The sequence below is a fragment of the Citrobacter sp. RHBSTW-00881 genome, assembly GCF_013728515.1.
In the GTDB taxonomy this organism is placed as follows: Bacteria; Pseudomonadota; Gammaproteobacteria; order Enterobacterales; family Enterobacteriaceae; genus Citrobacter; species Citrobacter braakii.
Genome location: NZ_CP056269.1, coordinates 1,996,323 through 2,018,810 on the forward strand (window position 1 = coordinate 1,996,323; position 22,488 = coordinate 2,018,810).

The following is a 22,488-nucleotide window of genomic DNA, read 5'->3' on the forward strand; positions in this document are numbered from 1 at the left end:
GATGCAGGAATGCCGCACCGGTGGCGCAGGCCACGGCGTGACGGGGAAAGGAAATTAACGGTCGGAAGGATTAACGGTGACGCTGCCGGTTCAGGCGTTTCATGCTTTCGATGGCGGCGGCGCGTTTCTGCCAGGCGTTCACGGTTTTACCCGCGCCTGCGCCGGTGAGCCTGCCAGCCACCGTGGCGGCGGCCATGCCACCTCTGGCGGCCATCCGGGCACCGCCTTTTATACCGGGTCCGGCGAGATCGGCGGATTTGTTCGCCAGTCCGCCCAGGCCACTCATGGCTGCGCCCTGCAGTACCGCTTGTACGGCGGCTCCGCTGAGTGCGCTGGCGAGTTTTGCGGAGAACCAGACCACCACACCCACCGCTGTCCCGGCCAGCAGGCACTGCGCCGCCAGCGTCACCATATTGGTTTCTGCGGATGTTTTTGCTGCGGTATCCAGTATTTTATTCAGGTAATTAATGGCGATACGGATGGATAAGGCGGAAAACATGATCGTCAGTATTGCCGCGAAAATCGTTTTCAGCCAGTTATCAAACATCGGTTTAAGAAAACCGTACAGCAGGCAGAAAATAAAGAGCGGCGCGGTGGTCGTCATTAACAGGATGGTGATTTCGGCGAGCAGGTTGGCAAAAGTGGCGGCCATCAGCAGGACAATCGCGCCGCCCCATACCAGCACCTCGGCAAGGCCGCCATTCAGTTTGACGTAAGTTGAGGTGTCCATATTAAATAACTTTTGCCCCAGCGCCTGTGCCTTTTCCCAGACGGTATCGAGCAGCGCCCAGATGTTATCATCGCCGCTGATACCGTCTTTGAGTCCCTGGATTGCCGCTACCGCCATATCCAGCCAGCCATCAAGGTTTAACACAAAGGTGGTGATAAGCAGCATTCGCCCCACATCCCAGACGACATCTTCAACCGGGGTCCGGAGTTTGCCAGCCAGCGTCTGATAACCGCGATAGAGTATAAATAAGGTAAAAGAGCTGACAATGATGACGCTGATCATTGTGCCGTAAGTGGAAGACTGGCCTTCCAGTACGGCATTCAGTCCATCCATGATGTTTTTGTCCATACCAACAAAAATACCACCGGACATGGTGCCTCACCTGATATATAAAGAAAGGAAATAAAAAACAGGGAGAATTCCCTGTTTTGCTGGAGGAAAAATTACTGTGTCACAGCATTTCGTTTTTCAGCTTCCTGCTGAAATATCGCCTCAAATTTCTCCTTAACCCCGGGCTGGCCTTCCTGTGCAAACATAAGTGCTGCCCGGTGGGCAAATTCGCAGTTATCGCTTGCCTCGCCATCCTTCAGGCATTGCGTATAAACCGCATAAGTTTCGTCAGGATGCTGTTTATACCAGGCTTCGGATTTGGTTTCCTTGCAGCCGGAGAGCACGATAACGCCTGAGAGTGTGCATAAGGTGAATAAGGATCTGAGCACGGATAACCTCCTTATAAATTATTAAGGTCAGCAACAGGTGCCGTCAGCTGCTGCTGTTCAAAGGCTTTCTGTCTTTGCTGTTCCAGCAATGTCGTTCGCTGTTCAGCCTGTCTGACAGACATCTCCCACTGATTCGTCAGCGCATTTAACTGTACGCTTTTCGCCGCGATGGCGTTAGCCAGATCCTGAGACTCTTTCGAGTCCTGCGCATTCGATATACGGTCAGATAAGTCTGATATATCGCTGAGTGTGCTGTTGATCCTGTTTTCAATGTCAGTGGTATTCTCAATCGCCATTGCCTGATTGAGGATCATCTGTTTGCAACTGTCGGCCAGAGACTGAGATTTTATTCCTTCCTGTTCCGGGCTGCATACGCTGAACGATTTGTATTTACTGTAAAGGTTTTGCAGTTCAGAAGAATATGAACTGTTCTGCGTGGTCAGCAGATCATCCAGTGAAATACCGCTCTTACGGAGATTATCAATATCGGTTTTCAGGCTTCGGGCATCACTGAGAAAACCCTGAATATCCCGTACGCCGGTTGCGGTAGCCAGTTGTTTCTTATATGCATCAAGTTCACTTTTATAATGGGTAACCGTATCTTCCCATTGCTGTAGTTCCTGCATCCACTGGTTAATGGATTCGGTATTCTGCACGGCGTCGAAAACCGGTATTCCGGCGCTGAACGCCTGTGCTGAGAAAAATAACGATAATGCCAGAAGGTGATCCCGGTAACGCATTGATATTACCTCCGGTTGGCTTTCAGATTGCCCGGTCAAGAAACGTATCTTTCCATTCATCAGGTCGCATACCGTCCTGATAAATGGCATCGAATATTTTCAGGTTGTCCTCACTGCCGCTGAGAAGCCGGGTGAATTTACCCAGCCCGGACGGATCCATTTTCGCCATCGCCACAAACGGGCGGGTTTCCCCGGCCCGCAACGGGGTTTTCAGGATGACCATATAATGCTCGCCCGGATCCAGGTTCCTGACCGTGTCATAAACGCTGTCCGGCACTTTCATTTTCTCTACGTAATCCGCATGGCTGGCTTTCGGATTAGCGAGGAAAATCTGGGTACCGCACTGCTCAATAATCGCCGGGGCGATGGGGTGTTTGACGATTTCATCCGGTGACTGTGTTGCCGGAACGAAGATACCGTTCAGCTTGCGGATGACTTTCAGCATATTGAGCGAGAAGCGGGAAAATTCGACATCGGCCAGCCAGCGCCAGAACTCATCCATAAACATCACCAGGCGGCGACCGTCCAGAAGACTGGTCACACGGTACAGCAGGTAAAAGGTGATGGGGCCGCGAATATCGTCATCATCCAGAAATTCGGTGCCGTCGATACCAAAGTTATCGACATCGCTGATGGTGAATGTATCGGCCTCGTTATCAAACACCCAGCCGAACTCGCCCCCCTGCGCCCACTGTTTCAGGCGAATACGCAGCCCGTTGGTGCGGGCGTCTGTGGTCGGCGGCTCCGGCAGCACTTCCAGTAGCCGGGTGATCCCGAACCGGCGGTACTCCGGCGGATAGTCCAGCATGATGGTGTCAATGGCGGCACTGATCCGCTCCTCATCGCGCGGATCGAGCGGCTTACCGTTGCGGCGGCACAGCATCCGTACAAGCCGTTTGATAAAACTGATGTTCCGGCGGGTTGGCTCCAGCGCAAACGGGTTGAAGCCGGTGGGCTCGCCGGTACGGATACGGAAATAACGCCCGCCCGCCTGGCGGATCGCCATCTCCGCCGCCCGGTCCTTATCGAAATACACCGTGGTCAGCCGTTTGAGGGTGGCAGAAGGCGCAAACGTCGCCGGGTTACGGTACTTCTGCATCAGTTGCTGCATGACGGTCATCAGCAGGGTTTTACCGGAGCCGGTTTTCCCGATAATCGCCGTATTCCCCGGCGTTTTCTCTCCGGTGTCATCCCGCCCGGCCTGGCTGTCATGCAGGTTGAGGTAATATCCGCCACCGCCGGGAGATGTAAGGAGGGCGATGGCTTCCCCCCACGGATTACCGCTGCATTTGTGAGGATGGAAGTTATGCAGGCAGGCCATATCGGCAAAATTCTGGCTGCTGACGGCCACCAGTCGGGGACGCAGCGTATAGATGCCCGGCAGTTGTGCCAGATATGCGGCGGGCAGTGACAGGGTGGAGAGCGTCGTCATAATACCCAGATCGGCGAAGGGCTGGGCCAGAACGTTGGTGTCCTTCACCACCTGTCCGGCACTGTCTGAGGAGATCAGCAGGGAAAAGTGGAATTTACCGCACGACACATGTCCGGACTGGAGCAGGTCGCGCAGGACAATCAGCTCTTCGCGCTGGGAAGTCGCGTCGTCGTCCGTGGAGTTAAGCCGTTTTTCCGCCAGCCGGATATGATTCTGCGCCTCATCCCGTGCCATACAGGTAAAGGACTGCGTCAGAACATACTCGCTTTCGGCGTACAACAGTGCGTCCAGCATACCGGTATGGGTTTCCGGGGGATAATCCTTAATCTCCATGCTGCGGAAGAAGCGGGAACCGCTGACCGTCTGGCATTCACCGGTGTCGGTGGTGAAAAACACGTCCGGCGTGCTTAATGTTTCATAAAACGGCGAGCGCGTTACGGCCACTTTCTGCCACTGTCCGGTGATCAGGCGGTGGAAGAACGCCAGTTGCGAGGAATACACCCGCCCGTTTTCTTCATATATCCCCAGCGGCGTTGCCGTATAACGGGATAATGAGGATTCCAGTGCTTCACGGTATTCCAGCATGATTTTGAGTGCGTCATCCAGTGCTGCCTGGTGTTTACCGTGCGACTGCGCTTTCATGGTTTTCTTCTCAATCTGAGAGAACGGCGCGTAGCAGACGGTGAAAAACAGCCGGTGCCGCCAGAACGGTTTTTCTTTTACCGACTCGTAATACCGACGTGTTACCTCATCGGAAAAGGGAATACCCGAACAGGCTTCAAAAGCATCATGGTATTTTTCACGGAGCCGGTGAATATAGAATGTTACCGGCAGACCCTCATACGAACGAATAACGTTATTCAGGTGCGTAGCCATCAGGGTCAGGTGATGTTCGTCTTCACATTCAAAGACGGTACCGCCCAGCTCCCAGGTGGCAACAAAATCACGGTGACGGTTTCTGATGACGTAAGGGTGCATATGGGAGGAATACGGAATATATTTATCCAGCGTAATACGCTCGTTTAATTTCATTTTCTGAATAAACTCCGAGACATCAATATTATCGTACTGATTCGCCAGAAGGGCATTCGCGCCAAAATGGATATTGGTGAAAATTCGTCCACGGGTTTTAAACGCCAGCCAGAGCAGACTGAAATAATGAATGTCCTTTCGGGTTTTATTTTTCATTTCCGCCCAGGCCGGGATCAGCAGAAGCGCCAGGTAATAGCTGACATAGACCGCCAGCAGGACGATGGCCCCGCTGACGAGAACGAACGGCACCAGAGGAATACCCATAATGGCGGCAGGCCGCGTAAGTGCTTTATTCAGCGTAGCCATCGTTGCCTCTCTTATGACGCCCAGTAGGCACCGAAGCCGGATGCGCCGACAATCAGGATCGCGCCGATGATGACGTTACGCATGTCGTGCAGGCTTTTGCCGTCGAACAGCACCTTGTAGCCCACCCACATGGTCGCCAGCGTGATGGTGACGGCGGCCAGTCCCAGCAGGCCGGTCGAAGTATTGCTCAGTGTCTCACTGGCCTTGTTAAAACCACTGTCGGCCGCCAGCGCTGGGGCAGACAGCAGGACGGAAGCAACAGCGGAGTAACGGCGTTTACGCATGATCATTTCTCCTCATCAGGGATAACGGGAACCGCGCCGCGAATGACGGCGTCGGGATAGTGCAGACCAGTCAGAACTGGTGCAGCGGCAGGCTCGCCGCGCAGCACAATGGCGGGATAATGAACCGGCGTCGGCTCGTTCCGGTCAGGGACGCTCTGCCGGTCTTCCCGCGTGGACGGCACGGCATAGCCGATGCGCTGCACGTAGCTGGTCTGGTTAAAGGCGGATTCCGGTCGCTGGCCGGTTTCAAAGTTGCCGGAGTAGTAACAACTGAGTGCGCGTTTCAGGGTGCCACCGCGCCGGTAACAGTCGGCGAGAATGCGCTCAAATACCGACAGATTGATGCAAGGGTTAAGCAGGTCGCTGGCCGTGACGCCGTAATGGCGGAAATTGGTGCTGGTGATTTGCATCAGGCCGACCGAATAGCGTCGCTCCTGTGTCGCCAGCTGTCTGGTGAGGCGGATCGCCTCCGGCAGGCTCGTGGGGAAATGTGAAATCACGCCCCGGCTGTCTGGCAGGATTTCAGCAATGGCGTAAGGATGAAAACCAGATTCGACCCGTGCGACATCAAGCGATGTGGACGAGGGAATACTGGCGGCGCACTGCACCGCCAGTGCCAGAAAGGCAGTGGTGGAAAGCATGCTGGCCTCGTAACAGAGAGACAGGCGGCTTATAGAAAAGTACGCCGCCGGTGGAGAAGAAGAGAAAATGGATTAAGCGGCAGCGGCATCCTGTGAAATGTCACTTTCTTCTCTCGGTTCGAGCAGCACCAGCCTGCCGGAAACCGCAATACCGGGTATCAGCACGATATTCAGACCGGGCTTGCCGTTATGCGCGAAGGCCACGCCAACCTTTGTCCAGTACGTGTTTTTTTCACCCTGTGCATCGGGCTGACTTTCCTGGGTGACAAATACGTGATAAACGGGTTTTCTCATGGAATTTCCTTTGTTCAAAAAACAGTTAATGAAATAAACCAATCACATCCCGGTTCTGCATTCCGGTTTTAACGGGTCAGCGAGAACATTCAGCGGCACCCTGAATTCTGGTTACGTGACAGCCCGAACCATTCTGTTAAAGAGCAATACCCGGCCCGGGCGAATTAACGTCCATCAGGGCAACCATGCGGTAATGGCGCTTTCAGATTCGGATATCTGGCGCGGGATATGAATGAGAAACTCAAAACAAAAAGAAGAGAGAAAAATAAACGGAGCATTTAAGATGCAGCGAGAAAAATGGGGAAGGAAAAACACGCCAGAGCTGTATTAATATTCACCGGGAATAATAAAGACGTGCAGGGATATAATATCTCCACACGTCTTTGTTACCCTGTCAGCGGTTGAGGCGTTCAAGTTTTTCCTGACATTCCGTACAGGTGGTTACACCCGGCAGTGCTTGCCGTCGCTTTTCTGGAATGGGTTTACCACATAAACGACAGTGGAATAATGATGGCGCTGGCCCTGGTTTGAAACGACTCTGTTCAATCATCTCATCCAGTCGCTGTTCATTAAATTCCTGATCGCGGTCGATCTCATCCGGCATGTGACGTCCTCCTGTCAGCGGCAACTCCCTTTTGACAAAGCGTGATACGCCTCCATACCATGGTGAGTGACAGCCCCTGAAATCTTGGTAGTAGGACTTCAGTTACCTGCATCATGGCTATCAGCGCGTTGGGGGATTCAAGGTTTTCCACCCGGCACTTCTGCCATTGCAGCCAGATAGCCGCATCCGTCTCTTCATCCGGTTCAGGCGTTCGGCCATACGGCACGCTTACACCCAGCAACCGTCGGCGAAGGCAGACTTCATTTGATGTCAGGCCAAAATAGTGGTTGAGCAACGAGATAGAGCCACCCAGGCGGATAGCACGGTTAATCTCCTGTTGATGGTGGTATTCCTGGCGGGCCTGCGCCAGTAAATGATGCAAAACATCATGGCGGACACTGACCGAAACAAAGGGAGCTGCCGCCCGGCTGACCGTAAACAGTTCATCGAGTGATAACTGATTAAGAGCATTCATTTCGTCGAAAGTAAATCCGAGGGATTCACAGTGACGAATATTGCCTTCTTTCAGAGCGTGCAATGCATCAGTTAAGATGGTGTAATTAATTAATGGAATCATTCTGTTATCTCCTCAATCTATATGGAAAAGTTGAGCAAATAAACGGACATTTTTAACTGATCTAACGTCCGGCTAACTTAAGGTTGATCCATTCATCAATTTCCGATTCGAGCCAGGCCACACTGGCCGGGCCAATTTTTATTGAACGTGGGAACGAACCATTTTTCATATACAAGTAAATTTGAGAGCGTTTCAAACCGGTTTTTTCTTCGACCTGTTTTAAACGTAATAACTGATGTGATGTCATTGTATTCTCCTATTGTGGAATGACTGGTGCATGTCCAGAGAAAATAAAAGAACACAGCAGTAAGCTTAGGAAAAGCCGATAGCACCTTATTACTGATGGGAAGATCCTTAGTACGGTTTTTTAGTGAATAAATAATACGTTATTAGTTGTATAAGGATGTGGAGAAGGATAGTTGTGCTGCTGTGTAGTTTTCAGCGTTTCGCTGCTGCAATGGTGTCATGGCTTAGCGTGATAATGAGGACAATAAAAAGATGCGGTTAAATACATTCATTGTGAATTTCAGTCAGGGGGGCGTTACCACTCTGGCGGTAATGCGCTATGAAGCATCGCCATAGAAGTATTCTGTGTGGTCGAAACATATATGCTCAACTACTTCCTTAACACAATGCTGAATTGATTGTGCTTCCCGATCATGTATAGACCGATCCAACAGATATAATACCGTCCTTTGATTCTTGTTATCGTTAAGGCGGCTGAGGCAATATAGTCCTGGCTGGAGGTTCCATGCGATAAAGATTCTGTAGTGTGATCCCCCGCACAGGGAGACGGATGTGGCAGCTCTATGACTCACCTCTGGTTTCTTGGAAAACCTGATGTCGCTAAATATCGGTTAAGTGTGCGCTTGTTTTCCGTTCGGCAAAATAGTGTGCGGGTGTACTGCCCATGGTTTTTTTGAACATGGTGATAAACGCATTAACCGATTCATACCCCAGATTAGCTGCAACATTCTGAACCGAAACGCCGCTAGCCAGTTCCCGGAGAGCAATTATCAGTTGCAGTTGCTGACGCCAGCGTCCGAACGTCAACCCGGTTTCGCGCAGCATTAAACGCGCGAGAGAACGCTCGCTAAGCGCCAGTCTTTTTGCCCATGCTTTGAATGTGCTTCGGTCATCAGGTTGACTGACCAGAGCATCGGCCATGGCGCGGATTTTAGGATGCGACGACACAGGGAGGCTCAGTTTCTGCTGAGGCATGGTGGCTAATTCATCGAGTGTTACTCTGGTCAGTCTGGCGGGATGGCTTTCCGGTGGATATTCGACGCCCTCGCGGGTTAAACGGGCAACAAGTTCTTTAATCAGACTGGAAATTGCCAGAGTACAGCATCGCTCCGGCAGCGCGACAGCTCCAGGCTCGATAAAAAGATAGTTGAGATGCGCATTCCAGGTAGCTTTGGCGCTGTGCGGCACTCCCCCAGGGATCCAGACGGCACAATCAGGCGGCACGATCCAGATATCATTTTCGGCGCGACAAATGACCGCCCCATAGAGGGCAATAATCAATTGCCCTTTGCGGTGCGTATGCACAGGCACTTCGGCTGCGTAATCGACAAAATCCAAATGACGCGCGACTGCGGGGCAGGGGGTGGCATCCGGATCAAATAGCGTATTGGCGAGTGGGGGTAACATAGATTGGCAACATTTAGGTATTTTTTGACAGAATAGAGTATTTAAGTGGATATGCAAGCCGGTAATAATTTCCGGCATGAAAAAAATTAACGCGAGTTACTTTCATTTTTTACACACGATATGCCAACGTCTTCGCGGTATGGCTTCTCCTTCACTACTGAATGATGCGAACGCTCTGCTCTATTCCGCGAAGAGTTTTGCCGCAGCGATGCTCGCATACTACATTGCACTGTCAATTGGCCTGGAGCGGCCTTCCTGGGCAATTATCACCGTGTATATTGTTTCCCAAACCTCCGTCGGAGCGTCGCTGAGCAGAAGTCTGTATCGTCTGGTGGGAACGGTAGTCGGAGCGGGCATAACGGTATTAATTGTACCTGCTTTTGTGAATATGCCTTTATTTTTCAGTGTGATACTGACGGGGTGGATCACCTTCTGCCTCTATTTATCCTTGCTGGAACGCACGCCCCGCGCCTATGGTTTTGTCCTGGCTGGTTACACTGCGAGTCTGATTGGCTTCCCTGCGGTATCCGATCCTGGTGCGATTTTTAACATCGCTATTGTTCGGGTACAGGAAATCATGATCGGTATCTTCTGCGCGGCACTTATTCATCGCTATGTATTGCCCGCGCGCATAACGGGCCAGTTCAACAGTAAATTGTCGCAGACGCTGCTCTCGGCGCGACAGCGTGTCGCAGATACTTTAGCAGGCAAACCCGACGCTGTTTCCGGGCCGCTGCATATGGCACTGGCATTACAGTTCCTGCAGGGTATCAGCCATCATATCCCTTATGATTTTGCGTACTCTGTACCGGTCCGGCAAGCGAGAAAAAGGCTTCATGATCGGCTTGCGCGATTAGTCATTGTTAACTGTGAGTTACGCGACCGTTTAGCTCTGATAGCGACGATACCTGTAGATGTGCAAATTCTGCTGGGTGATGTTGAGGTCTGGCTGGCCTGCAAAGATGAAGGAAAATTCAAAAGCGAGGGTGAAGCGCTCAAAAAAAGGAGTGAAAAATTACTACAGCGCTATTCAGTGTATGAGCTGACGTTTGAAGAAGCGCTGCGTGTAAGTTTTATGCGCTACCTGTTAGAGGCCATTGTCCTTGTGCAGCAGTGCTATCGTCTTTCGGATGCCATTCATCACGCGAAACAGACGCCTGCGCACTCGGAAAAGAATACCGTGAAAGGATATGTATTCCACCGCGATCCTCTTACTGCTGCCCGCACCGCACTGGGCGCTTTCGCCATCATTATGAGCGGCTGTCTGGTGTGGATTTTCTCGGCATGGCCTGATGGTGGTACGGCGGTTTCTATCCTTGGCGTTTGTTGCACATTGTTTGGCAGCTTCGATACGCCTGCCCCGCATATTGTTAAGTACATTATCGGCTCCTTCTGGGGCGTTGTGATAAGCCTGATCTACAGCTTCGTTCTACTACCACAAGTCAGTGATTTTATCGTGCTGGTAACGGTTTTAGCTCCGGTATATCTGCTGGCCGGATCGCTCCAGGCCAGACCGCCTACCACGTTTATGGCTATGGGGATCACACTGACGCTGCCTATTTTGTGCGAGCTGGGTGCCCACTACAGCGGGGATTTTGCCGTGGCGGTGAATACCTCTATCGCACTATTTTCTGCTACTGGTTTTGCAGTGCTCGGCATGAGCCTACTGCAAACTGTGCAGGCTGATTCGGCGATAAAACGGCTGCTTCAATTATGCCAGCGAGATATTAACCGCAGCGTGGAAGGTAAGCTGAATACAGACGAAACCCTCTGGACCAACCTTATGATCGATCGGGCAGCGTTGATACTGCCGCGATTGCAGCGCAGTGGACAGTCACCGGAACGGGCACATCATTTGTTGTACGCCATGCGTATAGGGCTGTGTGTTATGCGATTACGCCGATGTGATGCGCATGCGAACAAAGAAATAAAAGAAGTGCTCACTCTTCTTACACACTCGACAGATATTGACACCTTACTTCAACGGATCGCCAGTCTGACTGAGCGCAGCTTGAGCGTAACAGATGAACTATCGCGGCATTATGTTGATCAACTGGTTGATCTTTACTGCGCATTAAGCGTTCAGAAAATGGAGCCTGCTAATGATCAATGATTTCAATATTGAGGGCGTTTTTGTACCCGGTCTGCTGGTAATTGCCCTCGTTGCACTGACCTGTACACTATTTCTCGTACATCTTTTCTCTTTCAGCAAGGGTTACCGCCGCTTGCCCTTTAGACCGATGATCGATTTTTCCGTCTTCATTATTACTTTTTACCTGCTGTTGCAGGGGCTGACCGAACTGGGATTTTTTAAATGAAATCGTTACTTTCTCTACTGGGCCGCTACGTGCTGACATTCAGCGCTGTGGCGGTGGCTACGCTTTTGGCTTTTATTCTCTGGAAACATTATGCGCAAACCCCTTGGACCCGCGATGGTCGGGTTCGTGCGGATGTGGTACAGATTGCGCCGAATGTCTCCGGACCGTTGCTGAATGTGTCCGTCCGCGATAATCAGTGGGTTAATCGGGGCGATGTGCTCTATTCCATCGACCCGCACTGGTTGAGGTTGGCAGTGGACAGCGCACAGGCAGATGTTGAGGCGAAACGTCATGAAATGCTGATGCGCCAGGATGCGGCGAGGCGACGCTCTCAGATTAAAGGGGTGATTTCCAGCGAGGATTTACAACAAACAGCCAGCGCAGCCAGCGTCGCTGCGGCTAATTACCACGGTGCACTGGCTGCGCTGGACCTTGCAGAGCTTAACTTATCGCATGCTATTGTTCGGTCTCCGGTTACGGGCTATGTCACACATTTGCGGCTTCGCCCTGGTGACTATGCCACAGCGGGAGAAACTAAAGTTTCCATCATTGATGCCAATAGTTTTTGGGTGGTTGGCTATTTTGAAGAGACTAAGTTGCAACATATCCGCACGGGAAATACTGCACACATTACGCTGATGGGATTTAAGCCAGTGATCACGGGTCATGTTGAGAGTATCGGACGCGGAATAGATGATAACAATGACGAGACCGGGGGGCTTGGCCTGCCTAATGTCGAGCCAACCTTTAGCTGGGTGCGGCTCGCGCAGCGTATCCCGGTTCGGATTCATATTGACAGATTGCCGGAGGGAGTTGAATTGGTGGCTGGATTGTCTGCGAGTATATCCATCACACCATAATAAAAAGTATGGTTTCTATTGAGGATTTATGCAGAACTTAGGGATTGTCAGCTCTTGATCTATATGCCTGATGAAAATTTATTTCTGGTAGAGTAATTCTAAGGTTTCGGTTATGAAAAACAGAAAAGATTTTGTAAATGACTTAATTATCTGGATATACAAAAATATAGAGATGCCACTAAAAATTGATGATGTGGCTATCAGGTCCGGATATTCAAAATGGCATTTGCAGAGACTGTTTTTTTCTGAAACAGGGCAGAGCCTGGGAGGTTTTATCAGAGAGAAAAAATTATGTCTTATTTTAGAGGCTGTTATCACAACAAATGAACCTTTGATAAACATCGCGATGCGATTTGGCTTTGACTCTCAGCAATCATTAACCAGGGCATTTCGGAAAAGGTATAATGTCCCACCGCACCGGTGTAGAAAAAATGCCGTAAATATTAAAAGTAAGTCTTCTAGGGAGCAAGGTAATTACTCGTATCATAAGGATGAGTTTTTAAATCTTTAGTAATTATCTGGGTTATGGACGGGTTCATCTAATAATCATGGCCTTAGTACCTCAGTTATAGATTTGTTGAACGAAATGAAATCACTCATTTATTTCATTGTAAATGAATCTAAGTCTTTCTGTGCAATGTATGTTTTCGTGTTTTTGCATGTGTAATGTATTGGTGAGTAAATTTTGGATGCATTAATTGGAATATAATTACAAACCCATGTGTGTATTTAATGGCTGGATAAATTAAGGTTAATATATTTTGCGCATTTTGGATTCGATCGAACCTATGCAGGTCGGCTAAATCCTCCTTGAATAAGGAGTGGCTTTTATGTATGTGTGGGGTTGTGAGCATTTAAGTACTGTTTTGTTTTTACATTTCTAATGCTTGGTAATTGATGATATGTATTTATACCCGTAATGCAGAAATATAATATCCCTTGAGGTGACAAGGAAAAAAGAGTCAAAAAAACTAATTATGTCCGTATTACTGATTTTAGAGTCCTTAATACGGACATTTGGGTTTGGTAAAATTCACTTGCGTCAATCCGACATTGATGTGGGGGAACCGCGTACGAGTGCAGTTTTTAACGTATCACCACTGAGTCTGTCGGTAATGCCTTCGTCAGATGCCCATTGTTCGAAAATAGATAGTAGTTTGTACGGTTTACTAATTAATGGACGGATGACTTCATTGTTTTTACAGGCCAGCCAGAAAAAACGAGATAGTGGTGTTGATATTCGCGTTGCAGATAATGGGGGCACTCTGCTATTGGTTATGATGTCAATGACTTTATCAAGTTCAGCATGTCGAATAACAAACCAGGCATCCCGAGGTAAAATATGAGCCGGGAAATACTCTTTCCTCAGGTAGTTATTTATCTTCTTTGAGAATATCTCTTCATGTACATCTGGTGAGATGTTTTTAGGGAGTTGCATAATTTTTTGTATTATTCTTTCTTCCCATGTCATTTTATCGAATAGTTGAAATGGTTCTCCTTGTAAGCTAACTGTTATGCCATGATTAAAATCAATACCTCCTGTTACAGGTAATGGTATTTTAAGAGATTGGGCAAGTAATTTTTGTACTAGAACATATTCATATCCAATCAATAGAGTGTCAATAACTCTCTCTGTGGGAATGATATATTTGCCAGTAGTGCTAACAATAAAATTATGTCCTTCAATAAACGCTTTTTTGTCAAGAAGGCATAAACGATTTATTGATGACATATCAGATGGTCTGAACCTTACTTTGTAGCCCGACCTCTGTATTTTTCGTAATGTAATTGGAGACTGAAAGTAAATAGAGAGATGAATGCTGCCATGTAATGCATGCCTGTAAATGTCACTTTTTTTTTATTTTCAGTCCTTTTTTATTTATCACTTCGACTGCTTCACGGATAGTCAGCCAGTCAGGCGAACTATAGTTTGTATTTGATAGTGTTTGTTTTTTTGACATAGTGGTTTGCCTCTATTTCTATTTTTTAAAAAAAACACCATGAATTTTCCGGTGAAATAAATTTCATGGTGCGGGATCTATTGCGTTATAATATTTGGATTATATTAACGCGGGGGCTTCTTAGCGTTTCAGTCCCCCATGTCCGGCCTCATATTTCGCAGTGATTGAAAAGAAGAACAAATATCAGGTTAAACTAATTCAATCCTCAAACATTATTTAAGTTGAATGGAAGACATTACATAAATCTGTCTGCTCCGCCTGATGCTTCAATTGTCTGTCCAGTAACAAACTGATTCCTCCCAGAAAGTAGGAACGCAGCAATTGCAGCAATATCTTCAGGAAGTCCAAAGCGGCCCACAGGCGTTTTCTCTTTACCCAGTAATGTCATTACCTCTTCGTCTGTTCTGTCAACCAGTTCAGGACGACAATTGCGAACATTCGGTAGCATGTTCTGCGCCCAGTTATCCGTCGCGACAGCACCCACTCCGATCGCATTGACCAGAATGCCATCCGGAGCCACGCTAAGTGCTAAACTACGGGTCAGGTTGTTGATAGCGGCGCTCAGTGCGTGTGAGACGGTAAGTTGCGGATTAGGGTAGATACCGCCAATGGATGAGATATTGACAATACGCCCCCAGTTTCGTCTCTGCATCCCGGGGATGATTACCTTACAAAAACGTCGCATGGCGGATAATTTGGTCTCAGTCATTATCTGCCAGTCTTCTTCCGAAGTGGTTAACAGCGTGCCCGCATGGGCTCTTCCGGCATTGTTAACCAGTAAATCAATACGCTGAAAAACCTTTTCCGCTTGTTCAACCACTAAAGAAGGTAGTTTGGGATCAGTCACATCCCCGGCAACAGGCAGCACCGAAACACCGTATTTCTCTGAAATTTTTTTCGCAGCCAGAATCAGCTCAGGTTCTCGTCTGGCCACCATGACTAAATGCACACCATTCATGGCCAGTTCTTCACAAATGCTGAAACCAATTCCGGTTCGGGCTCCGGTTACCAGAGCCACTTTTCCAGTCAGTTTTAAATCCATTTGCTGCTCCTCAAGTTAAGCACAGTTAATAACATGAGCAGTATTAGTAACAAATCTCTTTTTCAGGAGCTTGTGCATCAGAATTCAGACGTCTGAAAAAAGCGGTCAAAGAGTTGGGATTTCCGTCTGCTTATACTCCAGACGATATTGAGTTTAGAGCCAGGAGTGGTCAATGCGAACGGACAATCATGAGCTTTCTTCTGCCAGGATTCTTATGCTGGCGATTAATTGCTGTATTGTTGTAGCTAATATTTATTTTAATCAATCTGTCCTGAATTTAATTGCCGGATCCTTTCCCAATGAATGGGGGGCTGTTTCTTTGATCCCCATGGGCACCCAGTTAGGCTATGCGGTGGGCTTATTCTTTCTGATCCCACTGGGCGATTATATTGAACGTCAGCGGCGGTAATGACTCCAACTTACTGATAGTGTTTTATGTTCAGATAATGCCCGATGACCTTGTCATGCAGCTCCACCGATTTTGAGAACGACAGTGACTTCCGTCCCAGCCTTGCCAGATGTTGTCTCAGATTCAGGTTATGTCGCTCAATGCGCTGAGTGTAACGCTTGCTGATAACGTGCAGCTTTCCCTTCAGGCGGGATTCATACAGCGGCCAGCCATCCGTCAGCCATCCGTCATCCATACCACGACCTCAAAGGCCGACAGCAGGCTCAGAAGACGCTCCAGTGTGGCCAGAGTGCGTTCACCGAAGACGTGCGCCACAACCGTCCTCCGTATCCTGTCATACGCGTAAAACAGCCAGCGCTGACGTGATTTAGCACCGACGTAGCCCCACTGTTCGTCCATTTCAGCGCAGACAATCACATCACTGCCCGGTTGTATGCGCGAGGTTACCGACTGCGGCCTGAGTTTTTTAAGTGACGTAAAACCGTGTTGAGGCCAACGCCCATAATGCGTGCACTGGCGCGACATCCGACGCCATTCATGGCCATATCAATGATTTTCTGGTGCGTACCGGGCTGAGAGGCGGTGTAAGTGATCTGTAGTTGCCATGTTTTACGGCAATGAGAGCAGAGATAGCGCTGATGTCCGGCAGTGCTTTTGCCGTTACGCACCACGCCTTCAGTAGCGGAGCAGGAAGGACATCTGATGGAAATGGAAGCCACGCAAGCACCTTAAAATCACCATCATACACTAAATCAGTAAGTTGGCAGCATTACCGTTTTTTGTTCAGTTTTTTTGTTATTTCTCATGTATTACCTCATCCGTTCGCTGGCCAGATTGTACACGTCACTACGTTCACGCTTTCCGACAGCCACAACAGCAATAATCAGTTGATCATCTATTACCTGATAGACCAGACGAAAGCCTGACGCGCGAAGTTTAATTTTATAGCAGTCCTTTATCCCTCTCAGCTTTGCTGAGGGGATATGTGGTTCGTCACAGCACTTCTTCAGCTTCTTCGCAAACTGTTGCTGAATGGCCTTATCCAGCTTTTGCCATTCCTTCAGCGCATCTTCCCTGAATTTGACCGTATAAGTCATAGATATGTGTCCAGATCCACGTCAAGCAGTCGCTGGTTACTGCGTTCTGAAACCAGCTTTGCCAGTTCCTGATCATCCAGGGCATCGAGCATCTTCTCGTAAAGCTCTGCCGGGATGCAGTAAAAAGCGGGCTGATTACGGTTCAGAATAGCGACCGGGAAGCCGTCGCCGGCACTGACCGTCGCCATCGGGTTTTTTTTAAGTTCGCTGATGCTCGCGCTTGTGTCACTCAGAATAATGTTGGGCATAGTGCACCTTTAAGACTTGTTAACAGGTCTCAAATATAGCCCTCACATGACCAGTTAACAAGTCTTTTAAACGGTAGGTGTGCAAAATATCCGGAGGGCGAGGGTACTGGTGCTCGTACCCATCCTGGTAGCCATGCAAGCCAGACCCGGGCTGAGCCACTCCGGGTTAAAACCTGGCGACCGGTAACTCTTTCCAGCGGGTTGTATATGCCGGTGACAACATATCCCGCTTCATCTGCCACTCAGGAGCAATACCTCTGCCGGCAAACCAGATCTTCCCAAGTCCTGAGTGATTAATGCCATCGAGGACTTTCATCAGAGCATCACTGTGCGGCCGCGGCTGTATCTCATCGAACAGGTTCAGCTGAGAGACCCCGTTGGGACAGAAATCGTTCAGCATGACTCCCGCTTTTGCGTAGCGGTGACCAGGTACCCAGATCCTGTCCAGTGCGTTAACTGCAGCGGCGATAATATCCCGGGAGTCTCGCGTTGGCGTACTCAGTTTTTCCGTCGAGATATTCCCGTAGTACGGCTCTTTGACGGCGAATGGCGAAGTTTTGATGAAGGCTGAGATATGCCGGCAGTACTGTCGTTCACCACGCAGCTTTTCTGCTGCCCGCTCAGCATACTGACATATGGCCTGGCGGAGCTCATCATAGGTGGTGATCCGCTGCCCGAAGCTGCGACTGCAGACGATCTGCTGTTTGGGCGGCGGTGCTTCCTCCAGCGAAATACAGCTCTCTCCGTTCAGCTCCCGGACAGTTCGCTCGAGCACAACGTTAAAGTTCTTCCGGATAAACGTCGGGTTAGTCAGCGACAGCTGCAGGGCTGTTGTGATCCCCATCGCCTTCAGTTTCTTCGCTATCCGGTTTCCCACCCCCCAGATCTCCTCCACCGGCTGCAGGCTGAGTAATTTTGCTGTCCTGCCAGGATTATCTGGCGACAGCGCCAGCACTCCCCGGAACTGTGGCCATTCTTTCGATGCCCACTGTGCCGATTTCGCCAGTGTCTTTGTGGCGCCGAAACCGACACCGATTGTGAGCCCCGTACCATTCAGGACGTGCCCGCGCAGCTGCCTGCCAAATTCTTCCAGATCCATACAGTGGCCAATGCCCCGGGCATCGAGGAAACACTCATCAATAGAATACTGCTCAACACGGGGAGATAACTCTTCAAGCAGGGCAACCACGCGGTTACTTAGACTCGCATAAAGCTCATAATTACTTGAAAATACGAACAGTTTTTCCGGGAATTGTACGTCTTTCAGCTGGAACCACGGCGTACCCATTTTTATGCCCAATCGCCGTTTGGCCTCTGGGCTTCTGGCGATCACGCAGCCGTCGTTATTACTCAGGCAAATGACGGGTTTTCCTCTTAAATCCGGGCGAAATACTTTCTCGCAGCTGGCATAGAATGAGTTGACATCGGCCAGAGCGAACATCAGTCCGTGCCCCGTGTTTTGTGAATAAACGCGGTGACCACGCCAAAAATCTGGAGCGTCTCCGGGTCCGGATACAGGACAGGGTAAGCCGGATTCATCGCCTGCAGGGCAGGGCGGGGGGTCAGCAGAAGGCGTTTAACCGTGAACTCCCCCTCAATCTCGGCAATGACGATATCGCCATGCCGGGGTTTTTCCGCTTTATCAACGACCATCAGGTCACCGGAGTAAAGACCGATATCCGTCATGGAGTTTCCGATGGCCCGGACAAAATAGGTCGAATGGCGCCGGCGAATGCAGTATTCGTTGAGGTCCAGCTCCGATTCGGTGTAGTCCGCGGCCGGAGAGGGGAAACCGGCCGCACACCGTTCAGTGAAAAGCGGCAGGGTGAGTGTTCCGGGGTTGAGTGCTGCAGGTGTGAATTCCACCGTTTCGCTCCTTATTACTGTATTTATATACAGTAATTATTTTATCTGCAGCGCTTTTTTGCAAGCCTCTTTCACATCGAAATCGCTAAGGCTCTGCTGCCAGAGCGAAAACAGGCCGTGGTTGTAGAAAGAGAGTCCCGGGCCCCTTTGACCCGGATATGCTGTAATATACTGATATCATCTGGTTTTCATCCCTTCAGGAGATACTCATGTCACCAGGCTTCAGAAATGTGCTCCGGTTCGCCGGCGTGCCCGTGGACAGCGCTGAACCTGTCCGCAGAAAATATGGCAGTCGCATGATTGGGATTGTGACGCTCTGCCTGCTCCCGCTCCTGGTGTTCGACGTCCCGCAGTGGGTTTTCATTTTATCGCAGATTATCTGGGGGGCGGGCGTATATATCGGCCTGTCCGTGGCCGGGGATAACTCCCGGAATCGCTGATGCTTTGTTTTTGATTGTACAAAAAAAGAACAGGTTTGGTGGCGCCTGTCTTCCCGTGCCTCTCAGGCTTCTGCCTTCAGGTTATCAAATTACGCGTAAAACCTCGCCCAATGCGGACGGGGATATAAGCGCGGTAATTGCGTAACACTCACTGGCCTTCTTACAAAATTAGCAGTAAAATGTAAGGCATGAAACGCGCATATAAATACAGATTCTATCCAACCCCCGATCAGGTTGAGCTTTTAGCTCAAACGTTCGGGTGTGTGCGTTTTGTCTATAACAGCATCTTGCGCTGGCGCACTGACGCGTACTATGAACGACAAAAGAAGGTCGGCTATACGCAAGCCAATGCAAAACTAACCGCACTGAAAAAAGAGTCGGAATTTACCTGGCTCAATGACGTTTCAAGCGTCCCACTAGGGGGCCGCTTGGAAAACGGAATCTATGGTCACTCCCGTTTTTGCAACACCGATTTTGACGACAAGTTGGCTTGCTTGAATCTATCCGGCGTCTGAATGGGATTTTATTCCCGCGCCTTGATGAGTTCCGCGCCTGATGAACCTCCAGAAAATATACGGCTTCAATGAGCCTTTCCGTTTTACAGGTTCCTCAACAGGCCGGTGGGCCGTTAGTATCATCAATATCAGTATTCGCAAAACCAGATCAGTAATTCTTTAAACCGGTGTATTTCTGCCGTTATGCTACATAAGTTTGCTGTCGTGCCGTTAGGGCCCAGGCTATTCTGGCCAGCTTGTTTGCCAGAGCACAAGTGACGACAAAGTTGCTTTTCCGGCACAGTAAATCCCTGACCCAATCGGCCAATTTGCCAGACTGGTGTTCCAGTTTTTGTATGAATACCCTGGCACATTGAACCAACAAAGTTCGGATCTTTTTATTACCTCGCTTACTAATTCCCAGCAATGTCGTCCTACCTCCCGTGCTGTACTGCCGAGGTACAAGCCCTGTTGCCGCCGCAAAGTCACGGCTGCTGGCGTACTGCTTCCCGTCGCCAATCTCAGTTGAAATAGTACTCGCTGTCAGTGTTCCGACGCAGGGAATGCTCAGCAAGCGCTGTCCAACCTCATCTTCGTCCAACTTTCGTTTCAACTGGGATTCCAAATCTTTAATCTGCTCAACAAGATAGTGATAATGCTGTTGTAATTTCAGCAATAACTGGCTGAGGTAAAGAGGCAAACTATTGTCCTCAAGAAGGGTACTCAGTCGGCTAATAACGGCAGCTCCTCGGGGAACGCTAATGCCAAATTCCAGCAGAAAAGCATGCATTTGATTGGTTGTTTTTACCTTATCCTGAACCAGGGATTCACGGACACGATGCAGAGCCCGCATTGCCTGCTGAGATTCCGTTCTGGGCTGCACAAAACGCATAGACGGACGCGATGCAGCTTCACAAATAGCTTCGGCGTCGACAAAGTCGTTTTTATTGCTTTTAACGAACGGGCGGACAAATTGTGGTGATATCAGCTTTGGGGAATGCCCCAACTCTTCCAACTTGCGTGCCATAAAGTGAGAACCGCCACAGGCTTCCATTGCGATGGTTGTAGCGGGGCATGTCGCCAAAAATTCGATCAACTTTGGCCGGGTAAATTTTTTACGGTAAACAGCCTTCCCGCGACGATCCTGGCAATGAATATGGAAAGAGTTTTTACCCAGATCGATACCAATGAGCGCAATGTTTTCCATGATAGTTCTCCGAATGAAAGCCTGTCCTCAGCATAATACCGGGAAGGAGGGAGTGACCATCTCATTAAATATCCTACTATAAGGGCTTCCCCGAACAGTCAACGCCGGTTTTTAATTTCTGTCTGTTCATCAATGAAAGGCAAGGGATAAGACTGCGCTACTATAAACGGTCATGCTGAATCGCTAGTGATTCGGACCCTGATGAAAGACGCTCGTGAGATCCTCCTTCGTTAATCGGATAGTGATATCCAGTAGGATATGCAGATACTTCTCACGGGGGTCTAACCCTTTACCATCAACAATTTACAGTTCAGTTACTACTCAGTTAAATTTTTCATGTTGTTGAATACAGTCTGAAGTCATCGCCGTAATGTAATGATGCCCAGCACAACCTCGCATTCTTGGCGGCGATTGCAACGACAGCACGCCAGTATCCCCGCCTACCAATCAACGAGCAGACCCAACGGCTAAACGGGTCCGTTCTATTCTCTGCCCCTACCATTACAGAACGGGCTCCCTGGACCAGTAGGGTTCGCAGATAGGCATCACCCGCTTTTGTTATCCTGCCAAGCTTTGATTTTCCGCCACTACTGTATTGTGATGGCGTTAGCCCCAACCAGGCTGCCAGTTGGCGCCCGTTCTTAAAATCATGGGCATTGCCAATACTGGCGACCAGCGCACTCGCTGTGGTGGGCCCAACACCTTTCAGTTCCATTAACTGCTGGCTGCGATGATCTGTTTTGGCCACACGAGATAATACCCTGTCATATTCGGCGATTTTCTCTTCAATATTAGTGACATGTGTCAATAGATCATCAATGCACAGCCTAACCTGTACTGGCAGAGTTTCCTTCTGGTCAGAAACAACATGACGCAGAGCATCAGTGCTTTGTGGGGCAATAACCCCGAATTCAGATATCAGGCCCCGAAGACGGTTATACGTTGCTGTTCTTTCCTGGATAAATCCCTGTCTTGTCCGATGTAAGCATTGCATTGCCTGCTGGCTTTCGTCTTTGACTGGTACAAAGCGCATATGCGGCCGCTGCACTGCCTCACAAATAGCTATTGCATCAGCTGCATCATTTTTCCCGGTCTTACCCGCCATGCGATAGGGTGAGACAAATTTCGGAGCCATCAACCGGACATCATGGCCATACTGCCTGAATAATCTTGCCCAATAGTGGGCACCCGAGCAGGCTTCCATTCCAATGACACAGGGAGGTAAACCTGCGATGAGTTCAGAAAGTGCTGCACGCGACACCTTGGGTTTAACCAGAACAGCTTTACCATTTTGGTCAATGCAGTGAACAGCAAACACATTTTTAGCAAGATCGATACCGACAGTGGTGATGGTCATAACGAATCCCTCTGGGTCAATGTTTATCCTATGATTGCACGAAAGTTAATCAGGCGCATATCTAGGGGAAGTCCCTTCCATTCGTTAAGCCTATTTTTTGAGCTGGCATGACGGGCAGCTATGAGCGAAGTATAGTCATTCGCCCTATCTCTTTTGTCGCACTTTCAACAAGGGGGT

The 22,488-nt window shown here is 49.4% G+C and carries 24 protein-coding genes and 3 pseudogenes; 7 read left to right on the top strand and 20 right to left on the bottom strand.

Annotated elements, in window-relative coordinates:
- Positions 1-70 precede the first annotated feature (70 nt).
- The 11 genes from HV311_RS09375 to HV311_RS09425 form a co-directional block, all read right to left on the bottom strand.
- Entirely contained in the window at positions 71-1,102 is a 1,032-nt protein-coding gene (locus tag HV311_RS09375; RefSeq protein WP_097734704.1) for a type IV secretion system protein, read from the bottom strand.
- A gap of 71 nt (positions 1,103-1,173) precedes the next feature.
- Positions 1,174-1,449 (bottom strand): EexN family lipoprotein, encoded by a 276-nt coding sequence (locus HV311_RS09380; protein WP_061553916.1) that lies wholly within the window; start codon positions 1,447-1,449, stop codon positions 1,174-1,176.
- Positions 1,450-1,460: 11 nt separating this feature from the next.
- Positions 1,461-2,189, bottom strand: a complete 729-nt coding sequence (locus HV311_RS09385) for a type IV secretion system protein (RefSeq protein WP_097734733.1) — start codon at positions 2,187-2,189, stop codon at positions 1,461-1,463.
- 22 nt (positions 2,190-2,211) lie between these two features.
- Entirely contained in the window at positions 2,212-4,959 is a 2,748-nt protein-coding gene (locus tag HV311_RS09390; RefSeq protein ID WP_191221010.1) for a VirB3 family type IV secretion system protein, read from the bottom strand.
- An 11-nt stretch (positions 4,960-4,970) separates the two neighbouring features.
- Positions 4,971-5,249: a TrbC/VirB2 family protein gene (locus HV311_RS09395; RefSeq protein WP_049156896.1), complete on the bottom strand. Its 279-nt coding sequence runs from the start codon at positions 5,247-5,249 to the stop codon at positions 4,971-4,973.
- A complete protein-coding gene (locus HV311_RS09400; protein WP_061553919.1) occupies positions 5,246-5,884 on the bottom strand; it encodes a lytic transglycosylase domain-containing protein in 639 nt (212 codons plus the stop codon). The genes HV311_RS09395 and HV311_RS09400 overlap by 4 nt, the downstream gene beginning before the upstream one ends.
- A gap of 72 nt (positions 5,885-5,956) precedes the next feature.
- Positions 5,957-6,178 carry a hypothetical protein gene (locus tag HV311_RS09405; protein WP_061553920.1) on the bottom strand — a complete coding sequence of 74 codons (222 nt, stop codon included), beginning with the start codon at positions 6,176-6,178 and terminating at the stop codon, positions 5,957-5,959.
- 394 nt (positions 6,179-6,572) lie between these two features.
- Positions 6,573-6,782 carry a TraR/DksA family transcriptional regulator gene (locus HV311_RS09410; protein ID WP_061553921.1) on the bottom strand — a complete coding sequence of 70 codons (210 nt, stop codon included), beginning with the start codon at positions 6,780-6,782 and terminating at the stop codon, positions 6,573-6,575.
- On the bottom strand, positions 6,772-7,359 hold the full coding sequence (locus tag HV311_RS09415) for a DUF2857 domain-containing protein (protein WP_097734731.1): 588 nt from the start codon (positions 7,357-7,359) through the stop codon (positions 6,772-6,774). Before HV311_RS09415 ends, HV311_RS09410 begins: the two co-directional genes overlap by 11 nt.
- A 61-nt stretch (positions 7,360-7,420) precedes the next feature.
- Entirely contained in the window at positions 7,421-7,606 is a 186-nt protein-coding gene (locus tag HV311_RS09420) for an AlpA family transcriptional regulator (protein WP_032936812.1), read from the bottom strand.
- A 599-nt stretch (positions 7,607-8,205) separates the two neighbouring features.
- Positions 8,206-9,012 carry an AraC family transcriptional regulator gene (locus tag HV311_RS09425; protein ID WP_048211281.1) on the bottom strand — a complete coding sequence of 269 codons (807 nt, stop codon included), beginning with the start codon at positions 9,010-9,012 and terminating at the stop codon, positions 8,206-8,208.
- Between the two features lie 76 nt (positions 9,013-9,088).
- Between HV311_RS09425 and HV311_RS09430 the strand changes: the two genes are divergently transcribed.
- The 4 genes from HV311_RS09430 to HV311_RS09445 all read left to right on the top strand — a co-directional run bounded on the left by HV311_RS09430 (position 9,089) and on the right by HV311_RS09445 (position 12,701).
- Entirely contained in the window at positions 9,089-11,125 is a 2,037-nt protein-coding gene (locus tag HV311_RS09430; RefSeq protein ID WP_097734730.1) for an FUSC family protein, read from the top strand.
- Complete coding sequence (locus HV311_RS09435; RefSeq protein WP_048822680.1) at positions 11,115-11,330, top strand: DUF1656 domain-containing protein; 216 nt, start codon at positions 11,115-11,117, stop codon at positions 11,328-11,330. Before HV311_RS09430 ends, HV311_RS09435 begins: the two co-directional genes overlap by 11 nt.
- Positions 11,327-12,190: an efflux RND transporter periplasmic adaptor subunit gene (locus HV311_RS09440; protein WP_061553925.1), complete on the top strand. Its 864-nt coding sequence runs from the start codon at positions 11,327-11,329 to the stop codon at positions 12,188-12,190. Before HV311_RS09435 ends, HV311_RS09440 begins: the two co-directional genes overlap by 4 nt.
- Before the next feature lie 112 nt (positions 12,191-12,302).
- Positions 12,303-12,701 carry a helix-turn-helix domain-containing protein gene (locus HV311_RS09445; protein ID WP_097734728.1) on the top strand — a complete coding sequence of 133 codons (399 nt, stop codon included), beginning with the start codon at positions 12,303-12,305 and terminating at the stop codon, positions 12,699-12,701.
- A 531-nt stretch (positions 12,702-13,232) separates the two neighbouring features.
- Here the strand turns inward: HV311_RS09445 and HV311_RS09450 are convergent.
- Both HV311_RS09450 and HV311_RS09455 read right to left on the bottom strand, forming a co-directional pair.
- Positions 13,233-14,151, bottom strand: a pseudogene (locus HV311_RS09450) (hypothetical protein).
- A 235-nt stretch (positions 14,152-14,386) separates the two neighbouring features.
- Positions 14,387-15,193, bottom strand: a complete 807-nt coding sequence (locus HV311_RS09455) for an SDR family NAD(P)-dependent oxidoreductase (RefSeq protein ID WP_097734727.1) — start codon at positions 15,191-15,193, stop codon at positions 14,387-14,389.
- Between the two features lie 172 nt (positions 15,194-15,365).
- On the opposite strand from HV311_RS09455, the gene HV311_RS09460 reads away from it, so the two are divergent.
- Complete coding sequence (locus tag HV311_RS09460; RefSeq protein WP_249819514.1) at positions 15,366-15,602, top strand: hypothetical protein; 237 nt, start codon at positions 15,366-15,368, stop codon at positions 15,600-15,602.
- Positions 15,603-15,612: 10 nt separating this feature from the next.
- Here HV311_RS09460 and HV311_RS09465 read toward each other — a convergent pair.
- From HV311_RS09465 to umuD, 5 genes and pseudogenes are all read right to left on the bottom strand, one after another.
- Positions 15,613-16,321 (bottom strand): annotated as a pseudogene (locus HV311_RS09465) (IS1 family transposase).
- Positions 16,322-16,411: 90 nt separating this feature from the next.
- The gene (locus tag HV311_RS09470) at positions 16,412-16,699 is read right to left on the bottom strand and encodes a type II toxin-antitoxin system RelE family toxin (RefSeq protein WP_032693963.1); all 288 of its coding nucleotides are present in this window, start codon (positions 16,697-16,699) and stop codon (positions 16,412-16,414) included.
- A complete protein-coding gene (locus tag HV311_RS09475; protein WP_032693964.1) occupies positions 16,696-16,947 on the bottom strand; it encodes a type II toxin-antitoxin system Phd/YefM family antitoxin in 252 nt (83 codons plus the stop codon). The genes HV311_RS09470 and HV311_RS09475 overlap by 4 nt, the downstream gene beginning before the upstream one ends.
- Before the next feature lie 166 nt (positions 16,948-17,113).
- On the bottom strand, positions 17,114-18,388 hold the full coding sequence (locus HV311_RS09480) for a Y-family DNA polymerase (protein WP_097734726.1): 1,275 nt from the start codon (positions 18,386-18,388) through the stop codon (positions 17,114-17,116).
- Entirely contained in the window at positions 18,388-18,813 is a 426-nt protein-coding gene (gene umuD, locus HV311_RS09485) for a translesion error-prone DNA polymerase V autoproteolytic subunit (protein WP_032693966.1), read from the bottom strand. The genes HV311_RS09480 and umuD overlap by 1 nt, the downstream gene beginning before the upstream one ends.
- Before the next feature lie 209 nt (positions 18,814-19,022).
- On the opposite strand from umuD, the gene HV311_RS09490 reads away from it, so the two are divergent.
- Both HV311_RS09490 and HV311_RS09495 read left to right on the top strand, forming a co-directional pair.
- Entirely contained in the window at positions 19,023-19,253 is a 231-nt protein-coding gene (locus tag HV311_RS09490; RefSeq protein WP_032693967.1) for a hypothetical protein, read from the top strand.
- 188 nt (positions 19,254-19,441) lie between these two features.
- Positions 19,442-19,672: pseudogene (locus tag HV311_RS09495) on the top strand (helix-turn-helix domain-containing protein); the annotation flags it as partial.
- 277 nt (positions 19,673-19,949) lie between these two features.
- On the opposite strand, the gene HV311_RS09500 reads toward HV311_RS09495, so the two are convergent.
- Positions 19,950-20,954, bottom strand: a complete 1,005-nt coding sequence (locus HV311_RS09500; RefSeq protein WP_022542389.1) for an IS110-like element IS4321 family transposase — start codon at positions 20,952-20,954, stop codon at positions 19,950-19,952.
- Positions 20,955-21,288: 334 nt separating this feature from the next.
- Complete coding sequence (locus HV311_RS09505; RefSeq protein ID WP_000156884.1) at positions 21,289-22,311, bottom strand: IS110-like element IS5708 family transposase; 1,023 nt, start codon at positions 22,309-22,311, stop codon at positions 21,289-21,291.
- Between the last annotated feature and the right edge of the window lie 177 nt (positions 22,312-22,488).

Coding starts and splice junctions, on each gene's coding strand:
- HV311_RS09480 (WP_097734726.1), bottom strand. CDS start 18,388: ATGTTCGCTCTGGCCGATGTCAACTCATTCTATGCCAGCTGCGAGAAA.
- HV311_RS09405 (WP_061553920.1), bottom strand. CDS start 6,178: ATGAGAAAACCCGTTTATCACGTATTTGTCACCCAGGAAAGTCAGCCC.
- HV311_RS09455 (WP_097734727.1), bottom strand. CDS start 15,193: ATGGATTTAAAACTGACTGGAAAAGTGGCTCTGGTAACCGGAGCCCGA.
- HV311_RS09460 (WP_249819514.1), top strand. CDS start 15,366: ATGCGAACGGACAATCATGAGCTTTCTTCTGCCAGGATTCTTATGCTG.
- HV311_RS09440 (WP_061553925.1), top strand. CDS start 11,327: ATGAAATCGTTACTTTCTCTACTGGGCCGCTACGTGCTGACATTCAGC.
- HV311_RS09400 (WP_061553919.1), bottom strand. CDS start 5,884: ATGCTTTCCACCACTGCCTTTCTGGCACTGGCGGTGCAGTGCGCCGCC.
- HV311_RS09445 (WP_097734728.1), top strand. CDS start 12,303: ATGAAAAACAGAAAAGATTTTGTAAATGACTTAATTATCTGGATATAC.
- HV311_RS09420 (WP_032936812.1), bottom strand. CDS start 7,606: ATGACATCACATCAGTTATTACGTTTAAAACAGGTCGAAGAAAAAACC.
- HV311_RS09415 (WP_097734731.1), bottom strand. CDS start 7,359: ATGATTCCATTAATTAATTACACCATCTTAACTGATGCATTGCACGCT.
- HV311_RS09490 (WP_032693967.1), top strand. CDS start 19,023: ATGTCACCAGGCTTCAGAAATGTGCTCCGGTTCGCCGGCGTGCCCGTG.
- HV311_RS09395 (WP_049156896.1), bottom strand. CDS start 5,249: ATGATCATGCGTAAACGCCGTTACTCCGCTGTTGCTTCCGTCCTGCTG.
- HV311_RS09390 (WP_191221010.1), bottom strand. CDS start 4,959: ATGGCTACGCTGAATAAAGCACTTACGCGGCCTGCCGCCATTATGGGT.
- HV311_RS09470 (WP_032693963.1), bottom strand. CDS start 16,699: ATGACTTATACGGTCAAATTCAGGGAAGATGCGCTGAAGGAATGGCAA.
- HV311_RS09425 (WP_048211281.1), bottom strand. CDS start 9,012: ATGTTACCCCCACTCGCCAATACGCTATTTGATCCGGATGCCACCCCC.
- HV311_RS09500 (WP_022542389.1), bottom strand. CDS start 20,954: ATGGAAAACATTGCGCTCATTGGTATCGATCTGGGTAAAAACTCTTTC.
- HV311_RS09385 (WP_097734733.1), bottom strand. CDS start 2,189: ATGCGTTACCGGGATCACCTTCTGGCATTATCGTTATTTTTCTCAGCA.
- HV311_RS09430 (WP_097734730.1), top strand. CDS start 9,089: ATGAAAAAAATTAACGCGAGTTACTTTCATTTTTTACACACGATATGC.
- HV311_RS09375 (WP_097734704.1), bottom strand. CDS start 1,102: ATGTCCGGTGGTATTTTTGTTGGTATGGACAAAAACATCATGGATGGA.
- HV311_RS09410 (WP_061553921.1), bottom strand. CDS start 6,782: ATGCCGGATGAGATCGACCGCGATCAGGAATTTAATGAACAGCGACTG.
- HV311_RS09435 (WP_048822680.1), top strand. CDS start 11,115: ATGATCAATGATTTCAATATTGAGGGCGTTTTTGTACCCGGTCTGCTG.
- HV311_RS09475 (WP_032693964.1), bottom strand. CDS start 16,947: ATGCCCAACATTATTCTGAGTGACACAAGCGCGAGCATCAGCGAACTT.
- HV311_RS09505 (WP_000156884.1), bottom strand. CDS start 22,311: ATGACCATCACCACTGTCGGTATCGATCTTGCTAAAAATGTGTTTGCT.